The sequence below is a fragment of the Clostridia bacterium genome, assembly GCA_036562685.1.
GTDB lineage: Bacteria > Bacillota > Clostridia > Christensenellales > DUVY01 > DUVY01.
The window spans coordinates 18990-29894 of sequence record DATCJR010000062.1; the positions used below are offsets into that span (position 1 = coordinate 18990).

Below are 10905 nucleotides of genomic sequence, written 5' to 3' on the forward strand. Positions count from 1 at the left end.
TTTTAGGTAACTTCTTTTATCTTTTGGGCTAAGATTGCTTTTTGCGCCCCTTTTACCTTAGACACATAAGACATTAACCATGTTGCCAGTTTTTTTTGCATTTTTACAGGCGCGTTTTTTTGAGCTGCTTTTGTTCTCAAAGCCTCTATTACATTGTCAATTATTTCTCTCATCACACCCGAAAACTCACATTCTAACGCTGTGTTTTTTTGCAAAGCTTTTAAAAAGTCTTCGCTTGTTTCAATTTTGCCGCCAAGCAAAATATTGCAAACAACTGACAACGTAAACTCACTGTCTGCATTAGCAGAAAGCTGATAAACAGCATTTCTAATGACAGGATTTTCTATTAATAGCTTTGTAGTTTTTTGGGCAGATTTTTCAACAAACAATAACAACACTTTATCCACAATAGATATGACAACTTGAGAACTTTGCAAAGCAGATTTTTTGGACTCTAACAGATATTCCCATATCTCGCCTGCTTGCTCAAAGTCATGCTCAAGCAAAAAGGTAAAAAATTCATATACCTTTTCGGGTTCGGACAAAGGGTCAACTCGCCCGAATTCAAATATTTTATCATAATATTTGATTTGTTTGGCGTTCATATCATGTCCTGTTTAATGCGTTGTTAGTAATAATTATAGCAAATTACTAAAGCAAACAAAAGCAAGTTTTGGTCAAAATTTGAGTTTAATCGCGTTTTTATATGCAATATTTTAAATTTTTGCATACAAACTGACAATCAATTGTAAAATTTCTGCCATATACTTTAGTTGTGGAAAAAAGTATTTTGTTAAAAGTCAATGATTTAGTAAAAGTTTATCATTCTGGAGAACAAGATTTTTTTGCCCTTAAAAAAATTAATTTGGAGATTTTTGAGGGAGAATTTTGCGTTGTCTTAGGCCCTTCCGGTTCGGGAAAATCTACGCTTATGAACATAGTAGGCGGAATAGATTCAGCGACATCAGGCAGTGTTACTATAATGGGAACAGAAATAACACACCTGAAAGTCAATGCTCTTACCGAATTTAGACGCCAAAACATCGGAATAGTTTTTCAATTTTACAACCTTATTCCGTCATTGACCATAAAAGAAAATGTAGAAGTCGCTTCGCATATAGCAAAAAATCCTTTGAATATTGACGAGGTTTTGGAGGGCGTAGGCATACTTGACCAAAAAAATAAATTTCCATCCAAGCTAAGCGGTGGTCAGCAGCAAAGAGTTGCAATAGCAAGAGCTGTTGTAAAAAACGCAAAACTGCTTATTTGTGATGAACCCACAGGCGCATTGGATTTTGAAAATTCAATAGAAGTATTAAAACTTCTTAGAAATATCAATAAACGATACAATACCACTATATTGCTGGTAACTCATAACAGTGAAATAGCTAAAATGGCTGACCGCATTGTAATGCTAAAAAACGGCGAAATAATCAAAAATGATTTAAATGATAATGTACTTAACCCTGATCAATTAGAGTGGTAAAGATATGAAACTCTTGTTTTTAAAATCCTTAAGAACAATAAGATTTAACAAGATAAGGTATTTGGGTGCTATAATCCTTATTATCCTCTCAAGCGCTCTTTTTACGGCTTTTAGAACAAGCGGTTACAGCATCCAAAAAAGTCTAGATAATTTTTTTGAAAACAACAATTTGGCTGATGTATCTTTTGAAATAATTGATATTCAAAATAATAATGGATTAAATACTCAAGACAAAGAAATCTTGAATGAATATTTTGACACGGTTGAAGAAAGATATTATGCTGATATAAAAAATGATGGCGTCACATTGAGAGTTTTTTCTGACACCAAAACACAAAACCTTTATCAGCTAATAAAAGGTAAAGATCCAAAGAATCAAAATGAAATCCTATTAGATTATAGTTTTGCAAAATATCACAAAATTTCATTAAATGATTATATTTCTATAAATGGAAAAAACGCGCTTATCACCGGTTTCTTTGCATTGCCTGATTACATCACGGTTTCATCTCAAGAAAACAATGTAATCAATGATTCAGATGTCTTTGGACTGGTGATTACTCCTAATCTGGATTTTTGGGAAATTTCATATAAAACAGAATATCTTGCAAGCATAAATGAAGACCTTGATGTAGAGCAAAAAGAACAAATCTTTAATAACTTCAAAAACACCCTTTTAGCAAAAGGTTACAGGACTATTAATTGGGTGGAAAGAGAACTTAATGGTCGTGTTACAAATGCGCAAGGCGACATTTCGGGCTTTATAGAAATAGGTCAGATTTTACCGATTTTTATTTTGCTTGTGGCGTCTTTTATGCTTGCGATCATCTTAAACCGCCAACTAATAGGTGAAGAAAATATAATGGGAACTTTTTATGCAGTTGGATACAGAAAAAGAGAATTATTGCTGCATTATATGTTTTTGCCTTTTTTGCTTGTAACTTTAGGCACAATCACAGGCGGGCTTATTGGATATTCGTTATCTCCTGCGATTTCATTGATTGAAATCACTAGATACAATCTTCCAATTATAGTTTATTCTTATAATCCGTTCGATCTATTAATAATTTTTGGAATCGCATTTTTAATAATACTTCCTGTAACGTTTTTTGTAACTTTGCATGCATTAAAACAGCCGCCGCTTGAACTTATGAGAGGTCAGGGCAGACGTGCTAAAGTTTCAAAAATTGAAAAATCAATAAAAATCGATAAACTCAATTTCCGCTTAAAATTTTTTATTAGAGATATCCTGCGTAATTTTGGACGTCATTTTATTTTATTTTTGGGAATGGTAATTTCAGGCATGCTCTTAATGCTGGGATTAGGTATATTTGACTCTATTAATAATATCGATACCGAAATCAAAAACACCTTTCATTATCAAAATATATATAGTTATGGCGCAAATATTCAGTTTAGCGAAAATGTTGACGGCGAAGATTATTTTGAATCAACGGCCTTAGTGCAAAAGGGCAACAAGTATCTTAAAACATCGCTAAGGTTTATGGACCAAGGCTCAAAAAGCATAGTACAGCATAATAAAAAGACCAAAAAAACTATTGACTATTCTAAAATGGCTGTTTCTTATTCTGTCGCCAAACACCTAAAAATAAAACAGGGCGATACAATTAAAATAATTCACAAAGGTCTGCCTTTTGATAATTGGGAATTTAAAGTTGATATAATTACTGATTATGTTTTGGGCGATGTGATTTTTTTGCCTAAGCAACTATTGATACAAGAGTTTAATTCTCATTACAGGACTAAGGTAGATAATATATATAACATTGTCATTAGTGATAAAAAATTAGACGGAATGCAAAACACCGTTTATACAGACATATATGAGTATCTGACCAAAACAATCGACCAAGTAACCGGAGCCTTGATTACAGCTATTTCAATAATAGGGCTTTCAGCGATTGTGGTCGCGATAATCTTAGTGCACATCGTGGTTGACTTAATCTTAGAAGAAAACAAATATAATATAGCCTTGTTCAAGATGTTTGGCTACACCTCTAGAAAAGTTAACGGACTTATTTTAAACGGCGGAATACTTTTTGCCGCCGCCGGACTTATATTGTCTTATCCGCTAGATCTATGTTTTATAGGTTATATTTTAAACCGCTTCACTCAAGGCATGAATGTTCTTGTCAATCCTTATATTTCCTGGTTGACCGCATTGATAGCTTTTGTAATAGCAGGCACTGTTTACGGTCTGTCAAGATTAGTAGCTTCCAAAAAAATTTCCAAAGTTCCTATCGGCGAAGCCTTAAAAAACAGCGAACAGTAGCTATTACAGCATTATTGTAAATATGCCTGTCTGGTCTTTCGCCACTGATGCGGGCTTAATCCAAACCGATTTTTGAACTGCTTGTGAAAATAGCTGTAATTTTCATAGCCTACCTTATTGATTATCTGCCCTACTGACAAATCAGTGTCCTGCAAAAATTTTTTGGCTAATTCAAAACGATAATCCTGCAATAGATCCAAAAAGCTTTTTTTAAAGAGTTCTTTAATTAACCGGCTAAGATATGGCATGGTAAGATACATTTTGGAAGCTAGTTCATTTAAAGATGCATTTCTATAATTGCTTTTGATATATCGTATAATCGTTTGCTTTTGGTTCTCTGTTTTGGATAAAGGTGAGTTAACCAAGGTCTGAGGATAAATTGACAACTGGTTAAACAATAGAGCTACAGTCTTTTGCATTATATTGGTGTTGATTTCGTTATTAATTAGCATATAAATAAGATTTTCTATCAAATTTTCAATAGGCTTAAGTCCCGCGGTCTTAAAGACCAAAAATTGCCCTAACCCTTTTTCTCTTATATTTTCTTCTATAAAATGTTTAATTATTAAATTATCGGATACATCCTCTAATAATCCACTTAAGAATTGATTGGAAATAATAAAATTGACTCCTACATCGTTTTTTTCAGCCTTTTTTATAGAATGGCTTATATGCCTGTTCATGACAAGCAAATCGCCTTTTTTCAAATTGACCGTTTTGCCCTCTATCTCATGAGTTATTTCTCCCAAACATACTATCATCATCTCGACATAATTGTGAGTATGAAGCGGAAAATCCGCAAATCTTCTGTGCGTGCTTATTGCTATGGTTTGGTTGTTTTTTAATAATTGCTGATCCGAAATTAAAAACGAGTTATTTAAAATATGAGGACGCTGATTTATAGATTGATTGCCTTGAAGCAATAATTTTTCTTCTTCAGTAATTTCACTTAACTTTTTAATAAGATATTGTTCCATAATTATATTTTAGCACAAAAAAGTTAAATCAAGACATAATTTTGCCAAAAACAAGACCTTGTTTTACCCTTGTGTTGTTGTTATGATTAAATTAATAAATTTTAAAAGAAAAGGGGTATTATGAATTGTTATCTGGCGATTGATATCGGCGCTTCAAGCGGAAGACATATAGTATGCCATAAACAAGGCGATGAATACATAACAGACGAAGTTTACAGATTTTATAACGGAATGGATGAAAAAGACGGGCATCTTGTCTGGAATACAAAACGCATATTTGATGAAATCAAACAAGGTATAAAAATCGCTTTTGAAAAATACAAGACTATTAAAAGCCTGTCTATAGATACATGGGGCGTAGATTATGTATTGCTAAAAGGCGATCAAGAGGTTATGCCTTGTTATGCTTATCGCGACTCAAGAACAAATGATGCTATCCAAAAAGTTCACAGCATTATATCTTCTGATAAGTTGTTTGAAAAAACTGGAATAGCTTTTCAACCATTCAACACCATTTATCAATTATATGATGATTATCAAAAAGGCAGATTAGAGGGCGTTACGGACTTTTTGATGCTGCCTGAATTTTTTATGTATCTTCTTACAGGCAAAAAATCAAAAGAATATACCAATGCTACAACTACAGGATTGGTTAATGCCTATACCAAAAACTTTGATTTTAAAATTATATCCGAGCTAAACTTGCCCAAAAAATTATTTGAAATGCCCTTGCAGCAACCCGGATATTATATCGGGGATCTAAAACCTCAAATTGCAAAAGAAGTGGGCGGACAAACAAAAGTAATACTTTGCGCTACGCACGACACTGCAAGTGCAGTAGAAAGCATAGACATGTCCAAAAACGCCCCTTACATTTCAAGCGGCACATGGTCTCTTTTGGGTATTAAGGTGGAAAAAGCGATAACAGACTCAAACAGCCAGATGTCAGGATACTCCAATGAAGGCGGAGTGGGATATACAAGATATCAAAAGAATATTATGGGGCTTTGGATTGTTCAATGTCTTAAAAAAGAAATTGAAAATTTGGATTTTGCCCAAATGGTTGATCTAGCTAAGACAAGCAATTTTACAGAAATATTTGATGTCAACGATAATAGATTTTACGCTCCTCAAAATACAACAAAAGAAATCATAGGATATTTCAACGAGCATAAAATACCTATTCCCCAAAGCACTGCAGATATTCTTAACAGTGTCTATCATAGCCTGGCTTACAGCTATAAAGTTGCGATTGACGATTTGGAAAAAAACGTTGGGCACAAATTTGACAGCTTGTATATAGTTGGCGGCGGCGCAAAAAATCAATACTTAAATGAACTTACACAAAAATACACAAACAAAAAAATAATAGCTCTTCCCATAGAGGCATCATCTTTGGGAAATATAAAAATTCAAATGAGGAGTAATAATGAGTAATTACCAATACGCAAAAGAAATTTATCAAAATTACGGCGTAGATACCGAATACGCAATCAACACTTTGAAAAACATTGCTATTTCTATTCATTGCTGGCAAGGCGATGATGTTAATGGATTTGAAACCAACACAGCTCTTTCGGGTGGCATTCAGACCACAGGCAATTACATGGGCAAGGCACGAAATTATCAAGAGCTTATGCAGGACTTCAAAAAAGCCGCTTCTATGATAGGAGGCAAAAAGCGAATTAATCTTCACGCTATCTATGCAATAACTGATGAACCCGCGGAAAGAGACAAGCTAGAACCTAAGCATTTTGAAAAATGGATAGAATTTGCCAAAGAAAACAATCTGGGCATTGATTTTAACCCTACATTCTTTTCGTCAAGCATGGTAAAAGACGGTCTTACCTTATCAAGCCCTGATGAAGAAATCCGTCAATATTGGGTAAGGCATGGCAAGGCTTGCAGAAAAATTGCAGCTTACATAGGTGAAAAATTAGGAACGCCGTGCCTGTGCAACATCTGGATTCCTGACGGATACAAAGATGTTCCTGCTGACAGATTATCGCCAAGAATGAGACTTAAGAAAAGCTTAGACGAAATATATTCTGTAAAATACGATAAAAAATACATCATCGATTCGGTAGAAAGCAAGGTGTTTGGAATAGGACTGGAAAGCTATACCGTAGGCAGCAGCGAATTTTATATGAATTATGCGGCTAAAAATAATATCTGCTGTCTTTTAGATAACGGACATTATCATCCTACCGAAACAGTTTCAGACAAAATCCCCAGTCTGCTTGCATTTTCAGACTATGTAGCGCTTCACATAACACGCGGAGTAAGATGGGACAGCGACCATGTAGTTTTATTGGAAGACGAATTAAAAGAAATTGCAAAAGAAATAGTCCGCAACAACGCAATAGACAGAGTTTTGATAGGATTGGATTATTTTGACGCAAGCATTAACCGTATAGCAGCATGGGTTATAGGCGCAAGAAATGTTCAAAAGGCTTTATTGCTTGCACTTCTTAGCCCGCATAATCAATTGCAAAAGCTGCAAGACGAGGCAAAGTTTACCGAACTTATGATGCTTAATGAAGAACTCAAAACTTTGCCTTTTGCTGATGTATGGCAGGAGTTTTGCGACCGCGAAGGCATCAAAAACGGAAAAGATTGGTTTAATGATATTGTAGAATACGAAAATAATGTTTTATCAAAGAGAGGCTAAAAAATGAAAAAAATACTCAAAGCACCTTTTTTGGTTCAAACTGTCAGACTGCTGACCAATATGTATAGACTGGGCTGGGACGAAAGAAACGGCGGAAACTTGAGCTATATTCTAAAAGAAGACGAAGTAAAAACATATCTTAACACAAAAAAAGTCCTTCGCACTATTCCGTTAAATTTTGATGCATCTAATTTGGCAGGAAAATATTTTTTGGTTACTGGAACGGGAAAATATTTTAAAAATGTGCAATATGATCCTGAGACCAACTTGGGCATAATAAGAATAGCGCAAGACGGAAACAATGCCGAACTGTTATGGGGCTTTGCTGACGGCGGCAGTTTTACAAGCGAATTACCGTCTCATCTTATGAGCCATATTGAAAGACTGAAAATTGATCCTAAACACAGAGTAGTTTTGCATTGTCATCCTACATACACAGTAGCTATGTCCTTAGTACATGAATTGACCGAAAGAGAATTTACTCGCTCGATTTGGAAAGTATGTACCGAATGCATAGTGGTATTCCCTGAAGGAATCGGAGTTTTGCCTTGGATGGTTTGCGGAACTCCCGAAATAGGAAGATTGACCGCTGACAAAATGAAGCAATACAGGCTATGTTTATGGGGCGCACACGGAATCTTTGGAACAGGACAAAGTCTGGACGAAGCTTTCGGACTTATAGAAACTGTGGAAAAAGCCGCACAACTCTATATGATTGCAAGCTCTCAGCCGTTAAAAAATCTTATAACTGATGAACAGCTAAAAGACGTGGCTGAAGCATTTAAACTCAATTATAACAAAGACTTTATCAATTAATTTTATTTGTTCTTCCCAATCATTGTAAGGCAGGTCCGTTTATGGACCTGCCTTGCTTTTTGATTTTTTGACAAAAGCCCAAAGATTATGCAAAAAAATTTTTATATGATTGTTATCTGCATATCATTGGTTTTTTCATATATTCTTTTTATTTGTCTTTGGGAGGAAAACATGCAGCAAAGTTTAAAAACACCTCGCACATTTGAATTAATTCAAAAGCCGTCAGCCTCAAAAACCAAATTAAATATCGTTTTGAAATATGTTATTTACTTTTTTATTTTGCTTGTTTTATCGCGCGCCGAAATAAAAGGGTTGCGTCCTTTCGCTTGGGGATTTTTTGCGGCTTTGGTGTTTTTTAACCAAAATGCTTTGGTGCTTTCTTTTTTATATATTGGTGCCAATATAATTATAGATTTATCAATAAACACTTTGATAAGCAGTGTATGTATCGCTACGGTAATGCTTTTTTCTAGCCTTATTCATTCCAAAATAAAAAGAACTATATCTTTGCCGCTGTTATTTGTTTATGCCTTAGTTGGACAAGCCGGCTATTTATATGTATGCTTCAAAGTTGGATATAATTCCTTAAACGCGATACTTAATCTTTTGTTTGGTTCTGTTTTTTTATATGCATGTATCACTGTATGTCACTGCACTTTGATAAGACGCCTAAAATACAGACTCAATAAAAACGATCTTGCGTGTATCGCAATATTTTTTATAGCATTTTTTAACGGGCTTGCATCTTTTTCTTATTTTGGAGATGCGGTTGCGCGCGCGTGTTTTTGCCTTACTATGCTGATAATTGTTTATTCTTTAGGCAGTGCAGCTGCCTGCGGATACAGCGTTTTTTGCGGGCTTGGAATAGCGTTTGCGACCAATGATATAACTTTTGTCGCTTCTTTCGTTACAATGGCTTTGACTGCAAGCTTGTTTGTAGAAATATCCAAAATTATGACCGCCTCCAGCACAGTTTTGACTGATATAGTTTTCGGATTATATTTTAACTCATACTTTGAATACAGCTTTATATCAGTTTTGGTTTTAGGCTTGGGGGGGCTATGTTTTGTCTTTTTGCCAAAATCCGCCTTGCTAAGAATAAGAGAAATGTTTGTTGGGGCAAGTTCTACGCTTGCCGCCCGCCATATTGTCAATCGGGGAAAAGAACAGTTATATAAGCGTCTAAAAGAGCTAAGCCGTATTTTTTCTGATATGGACAGAATATTCCGGACTACTGTAAGAGGCTGCACGCCTTTAGAAAAAACAGTCGATCTTATGTCCGACGAAATCCCGCTAAAGCTGTGTTCGTCTTGCGCCAATTATCCTAAATGCTATGAACGAAAAGACGATATATTGATGAGTTTTAAAGATATCCTAAGACCAGCTATTCAAAAAGGCCGCGCTACTATAATAGATATTCCGACTTTTCTAACCAGCAGATGCGAAAAGATTAACACTTTGATTAATATCATCAACGAAATGACAAACGCATATAAGAAAAACAACTTGGTTATGGAAAACCTAGACATTTCAAGAGTGTTGGTTGCCGAGCAATTTGGCGGAATTTCCAAAATGATGTTAAGCATAGCAGAAGAAACAAGGCAAGGCATAACATTTGACCTAAACAACGAACGCACAATAACAGAAGAGCTTACATACAACGATATCATCTGTCAAGAAGTAATTTTGAGTCAAGAACGGACAGGCGGAGTAGTCGCTGAAATGGTCTTGATGAACGGAAGCTATGATATTGAAAATCTAAAAAACATAACTTCCAAAGTTTTGAAGAAAAAAATGACTATGGTAAGTGAAGAACAAGATAAGGATAAAGAATGGAATATAGTAACATTAAAAACCGTTCCACCTTATGATGTGATATTTGGTTCGGCATGCATACCTAAGGCGGGCAATACTATAAGCGGAGATAGACACAGTTTTGAAAAGATTAATGACGACAAATTCTTGATGGCATTATGCGATGGGATGGGCTCAGGCGAAAGCGCGGAGAGATTATCAAACACCGCTTTACAGCTGGTAGAAAATTTTTATAAAGCGGGCTTTGACAATATGACAATTCTGTCAAGCGTAAATAAGTTCTTGGCATATACAGGCGAAGAAAGTTTTTCGGCGCTTGATATCTGCGTCATTAACTTAAGAGAATGCACCTGCGACCTTATCAAACTAGGCGCCCCTTACGGAATTATAAAGCATTCTACCGAAAGCGAAATAATAACAGGCGGGACTTTGCCTATGGGTATTTTGGAAGAAACTAAACCCATGGTATTCAAAAAGCTTCTTCACTCGAACGATATGATAATTTTGTCCACAGACGGCGTAACCGATGTCTTTGGAGACGAACAGAACTACAAAGCGTTTATTGAGTCAGTCAATACTTCTAATCCGCAGGTTTTGGCAGACGAAATTATGAATTATTGCATAAAAGCGGACAAAAGCGCGCCTCATGACGATATGTCAGTTATCTGCGCCCGTATATTCCCTTTGTTTTAAAACTTCTAAAAAAATTGGTCTTTTAATGCCTTGTTTTTTACAACAAGGTATTTGTTGTAAACATAATAATTTTTATGTTATAATCAAGCTTGAGGTTTTTTATGGAAAAGCTAAATGTCAAGTTCACTTTATCCGCTAAGGAAATGTTTTATAT

8 protein-coding genes are annotated in these 10905 nt (G+C 35.2%); 6 read left to right on the plus strand and 2 right to left on the minus strand.

The features are described 5' to 3' along the window. Positions 1 to 2: 2 nt before the first annotated feature. Complete coding sequence (locus VIL26_02870) at positions 3 to 605, minus strand: hypothetical protein (GenBank protein ID HEY8389881.1); 603 nt, start codon at positions 603 to 605, stop codon at positions 3 to 5. Between the two features lie 182 nt (positions 606 to 787). Here VIL26_02870 and VIL26_02875 point away from each other — a divergent pair, with 182 nt between their 5' ends. Together VIL26_02875 and VIL26_02880 are read left to right on the plus strand one after the other, a co-directional pair. Further along, positions 788 to 1486, plus strand: coding sequence for an ABC transporter ATP-binding protein (locus VIL26_02875; protein ID HEY8389882.1), 699 nt, complete (start codon positions 788 to 790; stop codon positions 1484 to 1486). A gap of 4 nt (positions 1487 to 1490) precedes the next feature. Further along, positions 1491 to 3779: an ABC transporter permease gene (locus VIL26_02880; protein HEY8389883.1), complete on the plus strand. Its 2289-nt coding sequence runs from the start codon at positions 1491 to 1493 to the stop codon at positions 3777 to 3779. Positions 3780 to 3790: 11 nt separating this feature from the next. Here VIL26_02880 and VIL26_02885 read toward each other — a convergent pair whose 3' ends face one another. Next, positions 3791 to 4756: an AraC family transcriptional regulator gene (locus VIL26_02885; GenBank protein HEY8389884.1), complete on the minus strand. Its 966-nt coding sequence runs from the start codon at positions 4754 to 4756 to the stop codon at positions 3791 to 3793. A gap of 120 nt (positions 4757 to 4876) precedes the next feature. On the opposite strand from VIL26_02885, the gene VIL26_02890 reads away from it, so the two are divergent. The 4 genes from VIL26_02890 to VIL26_02905 all read left to right on the plus strand — a co-directional run bounded on the left by VIL26_02890 (position 4877) and on the right by VIL26_02905 (position 10751). Next, entirely contained in the window at positions 4877 to 6193 is a 1317-nt protein-coding gene (locus tag VIL26_02890; GenBank protein HEY8389885.1) for a rhamnulokinase family protein, read from the plus strand. Continuing rightward, positions 6186 to 7427: an L-rhamnose isomerase gene (locus VIL26_02895; GenBank protein ID HEY8389886.1), complete on the plus strand. Its 1242-nt coding sequence runs from the start codon at positions 6186 to 6188 to the stop codon at positions 7425 to 7427. Before VIL26_02890 ends, VIL26_02895 begins: the two co-directional genes overlap by 8 nt. Positions 7428 to 7430: 3 nt before the next feature. After that, on the plus strand, positions 7431 to 8243 hold the full coding sequence (gene rhaD, locus VIL26_02900) for a rhamnulose-1-phosphate aldolase (GenBank protein HEY8389887.1): 813 nt from the start codon (positions 7431 to 7433) through the stop codon (positions 8241 to 8243). 171 nt (positions 8244 to 8414) lie between these two features. Continuing rightward, positions 8415 to 10751: a SpoIIE family protein phosphatase gene (locus tag VIL26_02905; GenBank protein HEY8389888.1), complete on the plus strand. Its 2337-nt coding sequence runs from the start codon at positions 8415 to 8417 to the stop codon at positions 10749 to 10751. The last annotated feature ends 154 nt before the right edge of the window (positions 10752 to 10905 follow it).

Coding starts and splice junctions, on each gene's coding strand:
- VIL26_02870 (HEY8389881.1), bottom strand. CDS start 605: ATGAACGCCAAACAAATCAAATATTATGATAAAATATTTGAATTCGGG.
- VIL26_02880 (HEY8389883.1), top strand. CDS start 1,491: ATGAAACTCTTGTTTTTAAAATCCTTAAGAACAATAAGATTTAACAAG.
- VIL26_02905 (HEY8389888.1), top strand. CDS start 8,415: ATGCAGCAAAGTTTAAAAACACCTCGCACATTTGAATTAATTCAAAAG.
- VIL26_02895 (HEY8389886.1), top strand. CDS start 6,186: ATGAGTAATTACCAATACGCAAAAGAAATTTATCAAAATTACGGCGTA.
- VIL26_02890 (HEY8389885.1), top strand. CDS start 4,877: ATGAATTGTTATCTGGCGATTGATATCGGCGCTTCAAGCGGAAGACAT.
- VIL26_02885 (HEY8389884.1), bottom strand. CDS start 4,756: ATGGAACAATATCTTATTAAAAAGTTAAGTGAAATTACTGAAGAAGAA.
- rhaD (HEY8389887.1), top strand. CDS start 7,431: ATGAAAAAAATACTCAAAGCACCTTTTTTGGTTCAAACTGTCAGACTG.